15 protein-coding genes are annotated in these 16,811 nt (G+C 62.2%); 9 read left to right on the forward strand and 6 right to left on the reverse strand.

The features are described from left to right. Window positions 1-75: 75 nt before the first annotated feature. Window positions 76-1,107 carry an amino acid ABC transporter substrate-binding protein gene (locus tag V7S54_RS25335; RefSeq protein ID WP_057248512.1) on the reverse strand — a complete coding sequence of 344 codons (1,032 nt, stop codon included), beginning with the start codon at window positions 1,105-1,107 and terminating at the stop codon, window positions 76-78. Window positions 1,108-1,347: 240 nt separating this feature from the next. On the opposite strand from V7S54_RS25335, the gene V7S54_RS25340 reads away from it, so the two are divergent. Both V7S54_RS25340 and V7S54_RS25345 read left to right on the forward strand, forming a co-directional pair. Next, window positions 1,348-2,034, forward strand: a complete 687-nt coding sequence (locus tag V7S54_RS25340; protein WP_234793035.1) for a GntR family transcriptional regulator — start codon at window positions 1,348-1,350, stop codon at window positions 2,032-2,034. 169 nt (window positions 2,035-2,203) lie between these two features. Beyond that, window positions 2,204-3,793, forward strand: a complete 1,590-nt coding sequence (locus tag V7S54_RS25345; protein ID WP_065374803.1) for an ABC transporter substrate-binding protein — start codon at window positions 2,204-2,206, stop codon at window positions 3,791-3,793. A gap of 51 nt (window positions 3,794-3,844) precedes the next feature. On the opposite strand, the gene V7S54_RS25350 is transcribed toward V7S54_RS25345, so the two are convergent. From V7S54_RS25350 to V7S54_RS25365, 4 genes are all read right to left on the reverse strand, one after another. After that, window positions 3,845-4,558, reverse strand: coding sequence for an HAD family hydrolase (locus V7S54_RS25350; protein WP_065374802.1), 714 nt, complete (start codon window positions 4,556-4,558; stop codon window positions 3,845-3,847). An 80-nt stretch (window positions 4,559-4,638) separates the two neighbouring features. Then, window positions 4,639-5,307, reverse strand: coding sequence for a metallophosphoesterase family protein (locus V7S54_RS25355; protein WP_065374801.1), 669 nt, complete (start codon window positions 5,305-5,307; stop codon window positions 4,639-4,641). 265 nt (window positions 5,308-5,572) lie between these two features. After that, entirely contained in the window at window positions 5,573-5,944 is a 372-nt protein-coding gene (locus V7S54_RS25360) for a hypothetical protein (RefSeq protein ID WP_065374800.1), read from the reverse strand. A 165-nt stretch (window positions 5,945-6,109) separates the two neighbouring features. Then, on the reverse strand, window positions 6,110-7,822 hold the full coding sequence (locus V7S54_RS25365; RefSeq protein WP_065374856.1) for a phosphoethanolamine transferase: 1,713 nt from the start codon (window positions 7,820-7,822) through the stop codon (window positions 6,110-6,112). A 272-nt stretch (window positions 7,823-8,094) separates the two neighbouring features. On the opposite strand from V7S54_RS25365, the gene V7S54_RS25370 reads away from it, so the two are divergent. From V7S54_RS25370 to V7S54_RS25400, 7 genes are all read left to right on the forward strand, one after another. Next, the gene (locus V7S54_RS25370; protein WP_065374799.1) at window positions 8,095-8,769 is read left to right on the forward strand and encodes a response regulator transcription factor; all 675 of its coding nucleotides are present in this window, start codon (window positions 8,095-8,097) and stop codon (window positions 8,767-8,769) included. After that, window positions 8,766-10,118, forward strand: a complete 1,353-nt coding sequence (locus V7S54_RS25375; RefSeq protein ID WP_065374798.1) for a sensor histidine kinase — start codon at window positions 8,766-8,768, stop codon at window positions 10,116-10,118. The genes V7S54_RS25370 and V7S54_RS25375 overlap by 4 nt, the downstream gene beginning before the upstream one ends. 234 nt (window positions 10,119-10,352) lie before the next feature. After that, window positions 10,353-11,057 carry a CerR family C-terminal domain-containing protein gene (locus V7S54_RS25380; RefSeq protein ID WP_065374797.1) on the forward strand — a complete coding sequence of 235 codons (705 nt, stop codon included), beginning with the start codon at window positions 10,353-10,355 and terminating at the stop codon, window positions 11,055-11,057. Next, the gene (gene hlyD / locus V7S54_RS25385; protein ID WP_065374796.1) at window positions 11,054-12,061 is read left to right on the forward strand and encodes a secretion protein HlyD; all 1,008 of its coding nucleotides are present in this window, start codon (window positions 11,054-11,056) and stop codon (window positions 12,059-12,061) included. Before V7S54_RS25380 ends, hlyD begins: the two co-directional genes overlap by 4 nt. Then, complete coding sequence (locus tag V7S54_RS25390; RefSeq protein ID WP_065374795.1) at window positions 12,058-13,788, forward strand: ATP-binding cassette domain-containing protein; 1,731 nt, start codon at window positions 12,058-12,060, stop codon at window positions 13,786-13,788. Before hlyD ends, V7S54_RS25390 begins: the two co-directional genes overlap by 4 nt. Next, window positions 13,785-14,933 (forward strand): ABC transporter permease, encoded by a 1,149-nt coding sequence (locus V7S54_RS25395; RefSeq protein WP_141679415.1) that lies wholly within the window; start codon window positions 13,785-13,787, stop codon window positions 14,931-14,933. The genes V7S54_RS25390 and V7S54_RS25395 overlap by 4 nt, the downstream gene beginning before the upstream one ends. A gap of 1 nt (window position 14,934) precedes the next feature. Then, window positions 14,935-16,047, forward strand: a complete 1,113-nt coding sequence (locus tag V7S54_RS25400; protein WP_065374794.1) for an ABC transporter permease — start codon at window positions 14,935-14,937, stop codon at window positions 16,045-16,047. A gap of 2 nt (window positions 16,048-16,049) precedes the next feature. Here V7S54_RS25400 and V7S54_RS25405 read toward each other — a convergent pair whose 3' ends face one another. Then, window positions 16,050-16,652, reverse strand: coding sequence for an alpha/beta hydrolase (locus tag V7S54_RS25405; protein ID WP_065374793.1), 603 nt, complete (start codon window positions 16,650-16,652; stop codon window positions 16,050-16,052). Window positions 16,653-16,811: the final 159 nt, after the last annotated feature.

The raw sequence follows: 16,811 nt of genomic DNA on the forward strand, positions 1-16,811 counted from the left end.
GCAGAGGTCGCTTTGGCACTTTGAATTTCTGCAGCAGAAAGGTAGGCCCGCGCTTGAGCGCGGGCCCGTCAATCCTCAACGGAACGGCGGTGCGTAGAGCAGGCCACCCTCGCTCCACCGCGTATTCGGGCCGCGCGTCAGGCCGAGAGCGGTCTTGGTGCCGAGGTTGCGCTCGAACACTTCACCATAGTTTCCGACGCCCTTGATGATGTTGTAGCCCCACTTGTTGTCGAGGTTCAGCATCTTGCCGAGTTCTTCGTTGACGCCGAGCATGCGCTGGATCTCCGGATCCTCGCTCTTGGCCATCTCGTCGACATTGGCCTGGGTGATGCCGCGCTCCTCGGCCGCCATCAGCATCCAGGCGGACCAGGATACGATGTCACGCCAGTTGGAATCGTTCTGGCGAACAGCAGGCGCCAGCGGCTCCTTGGAGATGGTTTCGGGCAGAACGACGTAATCATCCGGGTTGTTGGCAACCGCACGGATCGAAGCGAGGTCCGAACGGTCGGACGAGATCGCTTCGCAACGACCGGAGAAGAAGGCATTGCGGTTTTCGTCCGGGTTTTCGAAGACGACCAGTTCGAACTTGCCGCCGATCGAACGGAAGAAGTCGCTGAGGTTCTGCGCGGTCGTGGTGCCCGGCAGCGTGCAGATCGCGGCATCCGTCAGCTCCTTGGCACTGTTGACGCCGAGCGACTTCGGCACCATCAGCCCCTGACCATCGTAGAAGACGGTCGGCCCAAAATCGAGGCCAAGCGAGACTTCGCGCGAGAAGGTAAGGGTCGTCTGGCGCGACAGCATGTCGATCTCGCCGGACTGGAGCGCCTGGAAGCGCGTGTTGATGTTCGTCAGGACGAAATCGACTTTTTCCGGATCGCCGAAAACGGCGGCGGCCACGGCACGGCAGACGTCGACGTCGAAGCCCCCCATGTGACCCTTGGCATCCGCGGTGGCAAAGCCCGGCGTGCTCATCGAGACGCCACAGATCAGCTTGCCGCGCGCCTTGACCGTTTCAAGCGTCGTCGCCGCGTTCGCAGACGTTGCGGCCACAAGCCCGACTGCGATGCCCGCAACGGTCGCGCAAAGCTGTAGGATCCTGTTTTTCATGAATTCCCTCCCTTTGGTTATCCTTGTCCTGACCGGTCCTGGTCGTGCGGTCTTCGTCGCACGCCTCCTCCCGAACCGATCGACACCAACCCGTAATTGTCAGCGCCATCAATTGCATACGATAGACGGATACAAACATCAACATGATTGTATACAATATTGACGACGAAATATTCGGGCGTTATCGAAGTGCAGGACATGTTTGGCCGATCCTCGATCGGCCCGTCGGGGGAGGCAACCTTGTCTGAGAAATCGAGCCGCAGCGACGTTGTCTACAGGCTCCTGCGCCAGGCGATCCTGGAGCAGGCATTAAGGCCGGGAACGAAGCTTGCCGAAGACACGATCGCCGATCATTTCAAGGTCAGCCGCACCAGCGTGCGCGCAGCCTTGGTCCGGCTGAACGCCGAGGGCATTGTCGATCTCAGAGCCAACAAGGGCGCCTGCGTCGCGGAGCCGACGCTGGAAGAAGCCCGCGATATCTTCGCGCTGAGGCGCATGCTGGAAGCCGAAGTGATCCGCCGGCTGGTGGCCGATCTCGGCAGCGCCGATGTCAAGCGGCTGGAGCAGCACGTGAGGCAAGAAGAAGCAGCCCTTTCCGATCACGGCCCGCTTTCGATCCGCCTCGCAGGCGAATTCCACATCTTGCTCGCCGAACTCACGGGCTCGCAGGCCCTGGCGCGCTTTGTCCGCGAGATCGTCTCGCGCTGCTCGCTGATCCTAGCGCGTTTCGCACGGCTGCATTCTCCGGAATGCGCAGTCGATGAACACGTGCAGATCATCCGCGCGCTGCGGTCGCGCGACACTGCCACGGCAGAGCGGATCATGCTCGAGCATCTCCACGCCGTCGAGCTACGCGCCGAACTCGATATCGACAAGGCCGAGCCGGATATCTCCGCCGTTCTGCAACGTTACGCGAGCAAGGGCTGACGCTGCCGCCCCTCGCCATCGGCAGCGCGGGTAGTCGAGGATACGACGTTCTCAAGTCGATCTGCGGCACCAACTGTCGCGCGGCAAGAATCCAGACGCGATATCTGCCTCCAATATCCTGCAACGATACCGGTGCGCCGGGCGGGTCTTACAAGGGAGGGAGTGAGCCATGCCAAGAGAACTGGAATTCATGAGCCAACAGGTGGCCGCAGGGCGGCTGTCGCGACGGGAGTTTCTCGGGCGCGCCGCAGCGCTTGGCGTTACGGTCGCGTCAGCGAACCTGCTGCTCGGCCAGGCAGCCCGAGCGGCCGGGCCCGTCAAAGGAGGAACACTGAAAGCCGGCCTCGTCGGCGGCGAATCGACGAACAGCCTCGATCCCGCGACCTGGGCAAGCCAGGTCCCCTACACACTCGGGCGTTGCTGGGGGGAGCAGCTTCTCGAGGTCTCACCGGCCGGTGAAATCGAGTACCGGCTTGCGGAATCCTACGAGGCAACACCTGATGCCAAGACCTGGCGCTTCAAGATCCGCAAGGACGTCACCTTTCACAACGGCAAGGACCTGACCCCGGCCGACGTGGTGGCGACACTCGAGCGTCACGGCGACGCCGATTCCAAATCGGCGGCCCTGCCCTTCGTCCAGGAATTCGAGACGATCAAGGCCGACGGCGACAGCGTCGTCATCACGCTGCGCGCACCCAACGCCGACCTGCCGTATGTCGTCAGCGATTATCACCTGATGATCCAACCGAACGGTGGCAAGGACGATCCGACGGCAGGCATCGGCACCGGTCCTTACAAGGTGGTCTCCAATGAGCCAGGCGTCAAACACATCGCCGAACGACACGAAGGCTATTGGGGCTCCGCCGAACGCGGCCATGCCGAGCAGATCGAAATCGCCGTCATCAACGATTCGACGGCGCGCACCGCCGCGCTGCAGAGCGGCCAGATCCACATGATCAACCGCATCGAGCCCAAGGTCGTGGCCCTGATCCAGCGCCTGCCCGGGGTCGTCATCCGCAACGTGCCGGGCAAGGGTCACTATGTCTTCATCGCCCACTGCAATACGGCGCCCTTCGACAACAACGACCTGCGCCTGGCGCTGAAATACGCTGTCGACCGCGAAGAGATGGTCGCCAAGGTGCTCGCCGGCTACGGCACCGTCGGCAACGACACGCCGATGATCAAGGGCTATCCGCTCTTCGACAACGACATCGAACAGCGGGTCTTCGATCCGGACAAAGCGAAGTTCCACTACAAGAAGTCCGGCCACAGCGGCTCGGTTCTGCTGAGAACTTCGGACGTCGCCTTCCCGGGCGCCGTCGACGCAGCGCAGCTCTTCCAGATGAGCGCCGCCAAATGCGGGATCACCATCGACCTGAAGCGCGAACCGGGCGACGGCTACTGGTCGGATGTCTGGAACAAGCAGCCCTTCAGCATGTCCTACTGGACCGGGCGGCCGACGCAGGACCAGGTCTATTCCATCGCCTATCTGTCGAAGGCAGAGTGGAACGACACGCGCTTCCTCCGCGAGGATTTCGACAAGCTGATCTTTACGGCGCGCGGCGAACTCGACACAGCCAAGCGCAAGGCGCTCTATCGCCAGTCGGCGATGATTTTGCGTGATGAAGGCGGGGTCATCGTGCCGATGTTCAACAACTACATCGACGCGACGAGCGACAGGGTCGGCGGCTGGATCGATGATCCGAACGGCGAACTGATGGGCGGGCATGCACTGACGAAGTGCTGGCTTAACGCCTGAATCAAATGGGAAGCCGAGGGCCGTCGCCGACCTTCGGCTTCTTTGAAGCGCTCAGAACGTTTGACGCAGCGAAAGCATGCCGTCGCTTGCGAGTTCGACCGCGATGTCATGGTAGCGGGCAAGCGTCATGTGCGGGGTGTCGGCGGCAGCCTCATGGGCCCCCGTAACGACGACGACGTCGGCGCCGGCAGCAATGCCCGCGAGAATGCCAGCGGGTGCGTCTTCGAAGACCAGGCAGTCCTCCGGCCGCACGCCCAGGCGCTCGGCAGCCATCCGGTAGCCCTGCGGATCGGGTTTGCCGACCGAAACATCTTCGCCCGTAATCATCAACTGCGGCGTCGGGATGCCGGCAGCAGCAAGGCGACGCACCGCCAGGTCGAGCGGCGCGGACGTGACGATCGCCCATTTTTCCGGCGGCAGTGAATTCAGGAAGGCGACGGCGCCGGGAATTTCGACGATGCCCTCGACGTCGGCGATCTCGGCGAGCGCCAGGTCATAGGCTTCCTTTTCCGGATCGATATCGGGCAGTTCGAGGTTGCGGATCGTATCGACGGCGCGGACGCCATGAACGGTCTTTATGAATTCGATCGGATCGATCCCGTTGCGCACCGCCCAGGCGCCCCAGACGCGCTCGACGACGGCCATGGAGTTCAGCAAGGTGCCATCCATATCGAACAGCAGAGCAGCAAAATTCTTCGTGAACACGGATGAAGGCGCGGCGTCCAAGGCAATCCCCTGAGATGGTGAAACGGGCGGCAGCAACATCGCCCTATGGAGAAGGCACACCTACTACTGCACGGCCAGACGCACAATGACATTTGCGCCGCAACCACCAGCGACGTCGCTCAGCTTGCGGCCTGGATCTGCGTTGTCATGAGGAAATCGATCGGGCCACCGGGCTGATCGTCATCGAAGACCGCGCAGGACAGCACGCCACTGAAGACGGCGCCGGAATCGACATTGGTCCGGTTTCCGATCGTGCGTGGATTGGCTGCGCTGGGTGTGTGCCCATGGCAGAGATGTTTTCCAAAGTACTCGCCCGAATAGTCCTCTGGACGCCGGATCCAGAGAAAGATCTCGTCGCCTTGCTGTTCGAGCGGCAAGGTCTCATCGATACCCGCATGCACGAAAATGCGATGCCGTTCGACAAGGATCGTGGGAAGCTCCTTGATCCACTTCAGATGCCGACCGGGAACGACGCCATTGTAGGAAACCAGCGTCTCCTGGCCACCGTTCATGAGCCACCAATCAACGTCGCTCTCGCCGCTGCTGGCGCCCCATAACATCTCTTCATGGTTGCCCTTGAGTGTCAGCCAGGTCCAACCGGGTTTTGACGGGCCGGCCATGACAAACTCGACGACACCACGGCTGTCCGGCCCCCGGTCGATCAAATCTCCGAGAAAAATGACCCTGCCCGCCGGCGCATAGGTTTCGATCTCGCCCAAAAGCACGCGCAACTGGTCGAGGCAACCATGAATGTCGCCGATAGCGAAAGTGAGTTGCCGGCCGGCCATGCGTCTACTCTCCACACATACTCCAAACCCTCGAACCGGGCTGATCCAGGGGGAAAATATCGATAAATCAAAACACTATAACAAGTCTGTCGTCGAAACGTATGCGCGCGATGTCGATCGAAACAACCGACTCACGCCAAAGTGCCCGACAATTTTGCCGATAGTCCGCCGAGGTGGCCGAAACTGGGCGGAGGGACGCTTTCGAACGAAATCACGAAAGCCATATTCGCCGTCTGTAGGGACAGGCGGCACCGTCGCTGAGCCGTCAGCGGCGGGAATGGCCCTTTGCGATCGTCGAAGCGGCGATCGATACCGGGTCGCTCGCCGGAAATGTATCCTCGAGCCCCTCGTTGAGCTGCTCTTCCATCACATCCCGATCATGCGCGTGACGTGCATTCGGCAGCGGTCCGCGAAAGGCCCCCTTCGCACCGCCCGCAGCCTGAAGCGCTTCGTCTGCGTCGAGCGCCGTTCTGAGCATATCCTTTGCTTTTGCGATGGCGTTCAGCCGGTTCAAGGAGCCGGCATCATCCTGCGGGCACATCACGGTCACCACTTCCCCGCCATCACCGACGAACTCGACGCTAAATCCGGCTCGACCGGCTCTTTCCGGGGAAACCTGTATACCGACGACGCGCATCTAATCCTCCTGCGTACGGATTGGCGCCTCTGTCCACCGGACTGATATGGCAAATGGGGTCGCCGACCGTCCGCGCGGAGTCGAGGACATGTAAGCAAGGAAGCGTCGAAACGCGCTTTTGTTCCGAGACCCTGGAAAAATCGCGGCAACCGGTCGCGGTTGCGCTCAGAGTGCGCCCGGCAATGCGACGGCGCGCGTTGTATTGGCCGGCAGATCGTTGGCGGTATCTGCCGACTGGAATATCGGGCCACCGGCCGGCTTCCGCGTACAATTTGCGAAAGCGTCGAGGTCACGTTTGTAGACCTTCGTCTCGACGTTCATCATGCCGAGAACAGTATGGAAGAGATTGTCGTGCGACTTCGGCTGCGCCGTGTCCTTGGCGAGACAGGCCGTATCGACCCCCATGGCCGCCTGATAGGGCTTCGAAAACCAGGCGACGAACGGTACCTGCGTCTGTTCCCGCGGGGCAATCGCGTAGGGCGCACCGTGCAGATAGATACCGTCTTCGCCGAGCGACTCGCCGTGGTCGGACATGTAGATCATCGCGCCGGCGACGCGGTCCTGGTGCTTTTCCAAGAGACGGGCAACACTTGCCAGCACGTAGTCGGTGTAAAGGATCGAATTGTCGTAGGCGTTGGTGATCTCGGCGACCGAGCACTTCATCAGTTCCGGTGTACGGCAATCCGGCGTGAACCGGCGGAATTTCTCAGGGTAGCGCAGATAGTAGGACGGGCCGTGGCTGCCGAGCTGGTGCAGGACGATCACGCTGTTCGATGTGGTAGCCTGGAGCTTCTTGTCGAGTTCGCCGAGGAAGATTTCATCCAGGCATTCCCCGTTCTTGCACAGGGGGCTGTTCTTCTGGTTGGTCATGCTGGCGAAGTTGATGAGATCGGCAATGCCCTTGCTGCCAGTGTTGTTGTCCCACCAGGTGGTCGAGACGCCGGCACGCGTCAGCACGTTCATCAGATTTTCCGTCGAACGCGCTTTCCAGTCGCTGTATTCATTGCGCGGATAGACGGAGAACATGCAGGGAAGCGAAATCGCCGTTGCCGTGCCGCAACTCGTGGTGTCCGTATAGTTCACGACGCCGAGCGCCTTCAGTTCCGGATTGGTCTCGCGCGCATAGCCGTTCAAAGAGAAGTTCATTGCGCGCGCGGTCTCGCCGGCAACGACGACAACTACCACCGGCTTGCCGGCCGCCGCAATCCGCGAGCCCTGGCGGGCGTCGGTGCCGAGCGGCTGCACGACGATGTTGCGCTCCTTGTAGGTCGACGCGGCATACCGCACGGCCGCCGAGACCGGCCCCGTCGGATTGAACCGCTTCATCAGGTCCTTGTGCTCGCGGATCACGTAGGCGACGTTCGCGAAGTTCGCATAGACCAGCCCGCTGCTGACGATGAGACAGGGGATGATTACCCCAAGATTGACTGCGGCATTGGCGAGGAAGGGGCGACGGCGAACCTTGAGCCAGAGGACGACAAGCGAGGGAAGCAAGCCATAGAGCAGCAGGTGCATCGCCAGGCTGCCGGTCAGCAGATGACCGGCTTCCGCCTGCGTCGTTACGGCCGCATTGCCGATCATGTCCTTGTCGATGATGACGCCAAAGGTGTCGATGAAATAGGAGGCCGACGCCGACACCATGATGAGGAAGATCGACACCGGCTTCATCACATATTTGACTGAGGCGGTCGTAAGCCCCGCAAAGGTCAGGAGGCAAAGTGCCGCGCTAAAGGACACAAGCGCCACAACGGAATCGTTGAAATAGGCGAATGTATGCGTCCAGAAGGAATTGTTGGCGACGACAAGCAGATAGGCGCTGACGAGCGCGCTCAGAGCGATACTACCGATCTCTGGCCGGCGAATTCTCGAAATAATCAATGCGGTCGTCTCCAGCGGCGACTGCGCGATCATCTGAGATGGTCAATACAGGCGCGAGCATTCAGTGGAAGTGGAGACCGCAATGCGGCCACCTGTTCAGTTGCACCCTCCCCCTCACCGGTCGAGATACGACGTGCAAGCTGTCGAAACCCCGTCAAGATTGCTCAATGCCCGCTTCATGCACGCGGTGGTGGGCATTGCGACCGGGAGTTGGCAGCCCAAGCGAAAGCCCATATGGTCGGCAGCGGCCCCTGTAATATCGAGACGATTCAATGCGCCTGCTCCTGGTTGAAGACAGCCCGCGACTGGTAGAACTGGTCGGAGAAACCATGCGGGACGCTGGCTGGCGCCTCGATTCCGTTTCAACCGTTGCGGACGCCGAAACGGCAATCGCCGGGCGGGAGCACGATCTCGTATTGCTCGATCTCGGCTTGCCCGACGGCGACGGCCTGTCCCTGCTTCGTCGCCTCCGGCTCGACTATCCGGGGCTGCCTGTGCTGATCATCACCGCCAAGGGATCAGTCGACGAGCGTATTGCCGGGCTCGATGCCGGTGCCGACGACTATCTCGTAAAGCCATTCCATCATCGGGAGCTTCTCTCCCGTTGCCGTGCGATGCTGAGACGCAACCCGCAAGCGGTCCAGCCGGTGCTGGAGGCGGGCGCCTTGCGCTATGACCCGGCGACCGCAGACCTTACCTGTGACGGCATCGTGGTGCCGTTGCCGCCGCGCGAGCGTTCGCTGATGGAAATCCTGATGCGGGAAGTCGGCCGCGTCGTGCCGAAGCGCAAACTCGAAACGGCGCTTTCCGAATATGGCCAGGAAGTGACGCCGAATGCGCTCGAGCTCGCGGTATCACGCGTGCGCAAGCGCCTGCAGCCGCTTGACACCGGCGTACAGATCGAGACCGTGCGCGGTATCGGTTATCTGCTCAGGCGCGCCTCATGAAGCCCCGCAACCCGTCGCTGATCGGCATCGTCGCCCGCCGCATCATCGCCTTTTCGCTGATTGCCATGGCGATCCAGATCGGCGTTGTCTTTGCCGACTACTGGTTCGACGACGACAAGCTCAGCGTGCTCATGCTCCAGCAGGAAACCGAAAACCTGGCCGGTTATGTCCAGGTCCGCGATGGCGTGGCGAGCTACGAACCCAATCACGAGATGCGCGAGCGCTATCAGGACCGCCATGACGACGATGGCTCGATCTTCCTGCGCATCCGCACAGCTTCAGGCGTGATCGTCTATTCGAACTGCACGAGCGAATGCGCCCAGCATTTCCTGCCCATCAACATGGATGCACCGCAGTTCTGGAAGCGGCTGATCGCTCCCGGAAAGCCCTTCAGCGTCGCCGGCGGCCAGTCTTTCGAACGGAGCGGGACCACCGTGCTCATCGAGTTTGCGATCCTCAACGATCCGAACGGCTTCATGTACGGCGCCCTGCTGCATGAGATGTTCGATTCGATGATCGTACCGATGACGTTGATGTTCTGTCTCGTCATCGGTGCGACGATCTGGTCCATTCGCAGCGCGCTGAAACCCGTCGCCATGGCGGCCCAGGCAGCCGATGCACTCGACCCGCGCGACAGCAATGCACGCCTGCCACTGACGCGGATGCCGCAGGAGATCGCCCGCCTGGTCACCGCGGTCAATCGCATGCTCACGCGCGTTGCCGATCTCATTCAGTCGCAGAAGCTGTTCTCGTCCTCGATCGCCCACGAGATCCGGACGCCGGTCTCGATCGCCAAGATGGAACTGAGCCGCATTAACGACCCAAGGGCCCGCAATGCCGAAAGGGACCTCGACGCCCTGACCCATATCCTGGAGCAGCTCACCTCTCTGGCGCGGGCCGATGCAGTCGATCCCTCCGCCTACCAGCGCACCAGCCTGTCGCAAATCGGAGCCGCCGTTGCGGAAGCCATCGCGCCGTTCGTCTTCGACCACGACAAGTCGCTCGAATTCGTCGACGAAGGCACGCCACCGGTCACCGCGATCCCGGCGCTCGTCGAGAACATGCTGCGAAACCTGATCGAGAACGCGGTGAAGCACAATCCGCCGGGCACGCGGATCGTTCTCGCCTGCGGTCCCGGCCCGGTCGTCTCCGTCGAGGACAATGGCAATGGGCTCGTCGACTTGCCCGAACACCACGAGGATCTCGGCTACGTGAAGAGTTCCGGTCAGCTCGGGCTCGGCCTGAAGATTGTCCGGCGAATCAGCGAACTCCACCAGGCGACCGTCGCGGTCGATACGGCCCCGGAGCGCGGTACCAAGATCTCGATAGACTTCTCTTCCGCAGTCTAGGCGCCAATTCCGGCAGAAAATCCTCCCCCATCCCCTTGTGATCGCGCGCCGTCCTTAGGCGCCATGCGCAACCATCTGCGCCATATGGCCAAATCACAGCCAACCTACACCTCGCTCTCCCGTGAGCCGCGAACGTTTCGCTCATCCGCCCATGGCGCGGACCAGAAGCCGCGCAACCGCGAACCACAAATTCATTCGATTGACTTAATCAATGGAATGATGTAATTTGAGAACATGATGAAAAACAAAACCTCGACCCAAACATCCAAGCAGGAACGCGGCGACATCACGCGTGAGAAGCTTTTGACGAGTTCCATAGATGTCTTCGGCCGCTACGGCTTCGATGGCGCCAGCACGCGGATGCTCGCCGAGACTGCCGGCGTGAACCTGCAGGCGATCCCCTACTATTTCGGCGGCAAGGAAGGCCTCTACATTGCTGCCGCCGAGCATCTTGCCTCGATTATCGTTGGACATGTCGGCGATCTCAGAAACGCAATCCTCGAGCGTCTTGCCCGCCTCGACGGCGAAGGCAAGGCGATGTCGGCTGAGGAAGCCCGCGAACTCTTGACCCAGGTGGCGCAACACATGATCGCGATCTTCGTCAGCCGGCAGTCCGAGAGCTGGGCGCGTTTCATCATCCGCGAACAGATGGAACCGACCGAAGCCTTCGAGCGGGTCTATACCAACGTCATGGGGCCGATGATCGGCATGGCCGGCAGGCTGGTTGCGACCATTCTCGGTGAACCGCCACAATCCGAACATGTCCGGCTGAGGACCCTCTCCGTCGTCGGCAGCATCCTCGTCTTCCGTATGGCCCATGCGGCCATGCTCCGGCAGATGAACTGGCAGGCCGTTGGCCCCGACGAACTCGACATTCTGCGTCGGCACGTCGCCGAGCTTGTCGCGGCACTTGGCGGCGAGAAGGAGGGCCAGCCATGAACAAGCCGGCAATCGCCCTTCTAATGCTCGCTGGCGCCGCAGCCGGCGCTTGGTGGTTCGACGTCCCCCAGCGGCTCGGCTGGACTGGCACGGAGCGAGCCTCGGTTCTTTACGGCAATGTCGACATCCGCCAAGTCTCTCTCAGCTTCCGCGTCAATGGCCGTATTGCGAGCCTTGGCGTCGACGAAGGCGACGCGGTGAAGCCCGGCGATGTCCTCGCGACCCTTGACGCCGTTCCATTCGAACAGGCGGTGGCCGCAGCGGGAGCCGAACTCGGCGCGCTCAAGGCCAATCTTGCAAAATTGAAGGCGGGCGCCCGCCCGACCGAAATCGCCCAGGCGCGCGCTACCCATGAGGAACGTCTGGCCGACCTGGAAAATGCCAACCTTGCCTTTGAACGCGCGCGGCAATTGCGTCCGAACGGCACCATTTCTCAGGCCAACCTCGACGAGGCAAGCGCCAACAGGGCTGCCGCCGCTGCACGCGCCACCTCCGCCCGCGAGGCGCTGGCGCTCATCGAGGAGGGAAGCCGGATCGAGGACATCGAGGCGGGTCAGGCACAGGTGCTCGCAGCCGAAGCCAAGCTCGAAAGTGCCCGCACGTCGCTTGCCGATACCCGCCTGCTCGCGCCAAGCGCGGGCACGGTTCTGTCCCGGGTGCGCGAAGTCGGCGCCATCGTCGCGCCCTCGGACATGGTCTATGTCGTCTCGCTCAACGAACCCGTCTGGGTCCGGGCCTATGTCGCAGAGCCGGATCTTGGCCGGGTGCATCCGGGCATGGCTGTCGAGATCACGTCGGACGGCGCGCCGGATCGCCCCTACAAGGCGACGGTGGGTTTTATCTCGCCCGTCGCCGAGTTCACCCCGAAGTCGGTGGAAACGCCAGAGCTCAGGACCGATCTCGTCTATCGCCTGCGCATCGTGGTCGACAAGCCGGGTCCCGATCTCAGGCAGGGCATGCCGGTGACGGTGCACTTGCCTGCAGCCGCAGAGGCAAAACGATGAACGAGAACGCGCCGTTCGTCCGGATCGTGGACGTGGTCAAGCGTTTCGGCGATGCCCCGCCGGCGCTCGACCACATCGATGGCGAAATCCTCGGCGGACGGATCACAGGGCTCGTCGGTCCTGACGGCGCAGGAAAAACCACGCTGATCCGGCTGATGACCGGGCTGATGGTGCCGGACGAGGGAAAGGTCGAGGTCCTCGGTTTCGATACGGTGACCAAAGCCGCCGACATCCAGGCGGCGATCGGCTACATGCCGCAGCGCTTCGGCCTCTATGAAGACCTGTCCGTTCAAGAGAACCTTAACCTCTATGCCGACTTGCGCGGGCTGCCGCTCGCCGAGCGTGCCGCGACCTTCGACGAGTTGCTGGAATTCACCGATCTCAAGCGTTTTACCGAGCGGCTTGCCGGCAAACTCTCCGGAGGCATGAAGCAGAAGCTCGGCCTCGCCTGCGCACTGCTGCGCAAGCCTCGCCTGCTTCTCCTGGATGAGCCGGGTGTCGGCGTCGATCCGATCTCGCGCCGCGACCTCTGGAAAATGGTCGAGAACCTGACGGCCGAGGGGATCGGCGTCGTCTGGTCGACCGCCTATCTCGACGAAGCCGAGGCCTGCGACAGCGTTCTGCTGCTGAACGAGGGCAAGCTGCTGTTTGCCGGCAGCCCCGCCGAGCTGACCGCTCGGGTCGCCGACCGCGTTTTCAAGGTTTCCGGCATCGGGCATGGGCGCCGCCAGAAGCTCGCGCGCTTGCTCGATGACGACGACGTCGTCGACGGTGTCATTCAGGGTGAAGCGATCCGCCTGGTGATGAAGCCGGGCACCAAACCGGCAACACCGGACGACGGCACGTCGGCGCCTGATGTGACGACCACGCCGCCCCGCTTCGAGGATGCTTTCATCGACATGCTCGGCGGTGGGCCTGGCGGTCGCTCGAAACTGGCGGAAACGCAGACACCTTTCACAATAGAAGACAGCAAGCCGGTCATCGAGGCCCACGGCCTGACGAAACGCTTCGGCGACTTCACCGCCGCCGACGACATCACCTTCGACATTCCGCGCGGCCAGATCTTCGGACTTCTCGGCCCGAACGGCGCCGGCAAATCGACGACGTTCAAGATGCTCTGCGGCCTGCTGAAACCGTCGGCCGGCGAAGGCCGCGTTGCCGGTTTCGACCTGCGCCGCGACGCGGCTGAGGCGCGCAACCGGCTTGGCTACATGGCGCAGAAGTTCTCGCTCTATGGCGACCTAAGCGTCGCTCAGAACCTCAGTTTCTTTGCCGGCGTCTACGGCCTTTCCGGCACGCGCAAGCGCGAACGCATTCAACTGATGGTCGACATCTTCGCCTTCGGCCGGCTGCTCGACATGTCGGCCAAGGATTTGCCGCTTGGCCTCAAGCAGCGGCTGGCCCTTGCCTGCGCCGTGCTGCATGAGCCGGAAGCGCTGTTCCTCGATGAACCGACCTCCGGCGTCGACCCCATCACCCGGCGCGAGTTCTGGACCCATATCAACGGGCTGGTCGAAAAGGGCGTGACGGTGCTCGTCACCACCCACTTTATGGACGAGGCCGAATATTGCGACCGTATCTCGCTCATCTATCGCGGCCGGTCGATCGCGCTCGGCTCGCCGGATGAACTGAAGGCGCAGGTCGCCAGCGACAAGCTTCCGGACCCGACGATGGAAGATGCTTTCATCGCCCTGGTCCAGGGGTCGGAGGAAAAGGAGGCGGCATGAGCGCGCAATCCGCCAACATCGAAAGCCGGGCCGCCCGAGCCCGTCGCTTTGCCGCGCTGGTGCGCAAGGAAAGCTACCAGATCGTCCGCGATCCGAGCAGCATCCTGATCGCCTTCGTGCTGCCCATGATCCTGCTGTTTCTCTTCGGCTACGGCGTCTCGCTCGATACGACGCAGACCCGCGTCGGCCTCGTTATCGAAGAGGAAGCGCCGCTGACCCGCGACCTCGCCGCCGGCTTCCAGGCGTCACGCTATTTCAAGGTGACGGTCGGCCGCGACCGGCGCGAATTCGAAGAGGACCTGGTGCTCGGCCGCGTGCGCGGCATCGTCGTGATCCCGGCCGGCTTTACGGCGGACTATGCCGCCGGGCGCCATCCGGCGTTGCAGGTGCTCGTCGATGGCTCCGACCCCAACACCGCCAACTTCGTGCAGAACTACGCCCAGGCGACCCTTGCCAACTGGGAGCGCCAGCGCTTGAGCGACGGCGCCGGCCGACCGCCGGCAATCTCCGCCGAGCAGCGCTTCTGGTTCAATCCGGAGTTGACCAGCCGGAATTTCCTAGTGCCCGGGTCGATCGCCATCGTCATGACGCTGGTCGGCACGCTGCTCACCTCGCTCGTCGTTGCCCGTGAATGGGAACGCGGCACGATGGAGGCGATGATGGCGACGCCCGTCTCGGCCGCCGAACTCCTGGCCGGAAAGCTGCTGCCCTATTTTATCCTCGGCCTCACCTCGATGACGCTCTGCGTTCTGCTTGCCGTCTTCCTCTTCGGCGTCCCCTTCCGCGGCTCGATCGCAGCGCTCTATGCGCTCTCGGCAACCTTCCTGATGCCGGCGCTCGGCCAAGGCTTGCTGATCTCGGCGGCGACCAAGAACCAGTTCCTCGCCTCGCAGCTCGCGCTGATCTCAGCCTTTCTGCCGGCGTTCTTGCTCTCCGGCTTTCTCTTCGAAATCAATTCGATGCCGACGGTTATTCAATGGATCACTCTCATCGTGCCGGCGCGTTATCTGATCCCAAGCCTGCAGACCGTGTTCCTTGCCGGCGACATCTGGCCGATGTTCACGCGTGCCATCGCCGTCATGCTCCTGATCGGCTGCGTCTTCTTCGCACTCGCCGCCCGCAGCACCCGCAAGAGGATTGGCTGAGATGTGGTGGACAAGGCTCAAAGCGCTGATCGTTAAGGAATTGCTGGCGGTGCTGCGTGATCCCAAGGGACGCACCGTGCTGATCGTGCCGCCGATCATGCAGCTGCTGGTGTTTTCCTACGCAGCAACGCTGGAAGTGACGAATGTCGACGTCATGGTGCTGAACCGCGACAACGGCCATTGGAGCCAGGATCTCGTCCAGGAGATCCAGGGGTCGCCGACCTTCCGCAGCATCCGCTTCACCAACAGCCCCGACGAGGTGCGCGTGGCGATCGACACCCAAGAGGTCATAGCCGCGATCGAAATCGGCCCCACCTTCTCGCGCGATATTGAGGGGAGCCGGCCGGCAAAGGTGCAGATCATCCTCGACGGGCGCCGCTCAAACGCGTCGCAGATCGTCTCCGGCTATCTCAGTCGCATCGTCGGAACGCTTGCCGCCGAGACGCCCGCAGGCAAGCGGATGGCGTCCGACGCAGTCACCGTCGTTGCGCGCAACTGGTTCAATCCGAACCTCACCTATCAATGGTTCATGGTGCCGAACCTGGTGGCGAGCATCGCGCTTTTGATCGGCCTGATCGTCACCGCGCTATCGATCGCGCGCGAACGCGAGCTCGGCACTTTCGATCAGCTTATGGTCTCACCGCTTCGAACCCACGAAATCCTGATCGGCAAGCTGATCCCGCCGATGATGATCGGCCTGTTCCACATCACCATCTACATCCTGGCCGCCGTCTTCATCTTCGGCGTGCCGCTGCGCGGCTCGCTGTTCCTGCTCTACGGCAGCGCGGTCTTCTACCTGGCCGCCGTCGTCGGTCTCGGCCTGTTCATCTCGGCGCTGTCGATGACACAGCAGCAGGCGATCCTCGGTGCATTCCTCTTCATGGTGCCGGCAATGCTGCTCTCCGGCTTCGCGACGCCGATCGAGAACATGCCCTCGTGGCTGCAACCGATCACCTACGTCAACCCGTTGCGCTACTTCCTCGTAATTGTGAAGGGCGTATTCCTAAAGGACATTCCGGCGGTCGAGGTGGTGCGCCAGACGATCCCGCTCTTGCTGATCGCCATCGTCACCCTCTCGGCCGCCTCATGGCTGTTCCGCCGCCGGCTGGAATAGCGTCAACCTTTCAGGAAACGACCGATCGCGGCGACCTCGTTCTGCCGGATATCGTGGCCACCCGGGTGCCATTCGGTTTCCGTGACGGCGCCCTGCCCCTGGAAATAGTTTGCCAGGGCCTGCGTCAGCGGCGCCGGGCAGATGGGATCGCGTTCGCCGGCCGTGATCAACACCCGGCGCCCTTTGAGGCCCGCGTTGTCCTTCGGCCGGAACGGGATCAGCGGATGCATGAGCACCGACTTGTCGAAGACACCGTCTTCGATCAGCACATTGGCAAGAATGTTCGCGCCGTTGGAATAGCCAAGGCCGATCACCTCCGAAGCCTGATGCTCCGCGGCCAATGCCTTGACGAAACCGGCCATCTTCTCGGTGGCGCGTGCAAGATCCGCCATGTCGTAAACGCCCTCGCCCGTGCGCTTGAAGAAGCGCGCAGCCCCATATTCCGCCACGTCGCCACGCGGCGAGACGATCGTCGCATCGGGCAGAAGCTCGGACGCGAAGGTGAAGAACTGGTTTTCATCTCCGCCCGTCCCGTGAAAGACGAAGAAGATCGGCTGGCCGGGCTTGCCGGCCTTCAGTTTGTGAACGTAGCCATGATCGACCATTTTTGTCTCCTGAAGCAATTTCCGGATAGGGGTAGACACCCGTCCAAGATTGCCTGATTTCAAAGCGTTAGATTCGCGGTTTCGACGAAACTGTGAACCGTTCTTCCGTACAATCCGGTGCCGAAGGCTCGCCGCAACGGCGAGCCCTCCCTGCATTGA

The organism is Ensifer sp. CCNWLY38, assembly GCF_037120565.1.
Classification (GTDB): Bacteria; Pseudomonadota; Alphaproteobacteria; order Rhizobiales; family Rhizobiaceae; genus Ensifer; species Ensifer adhaerens_H.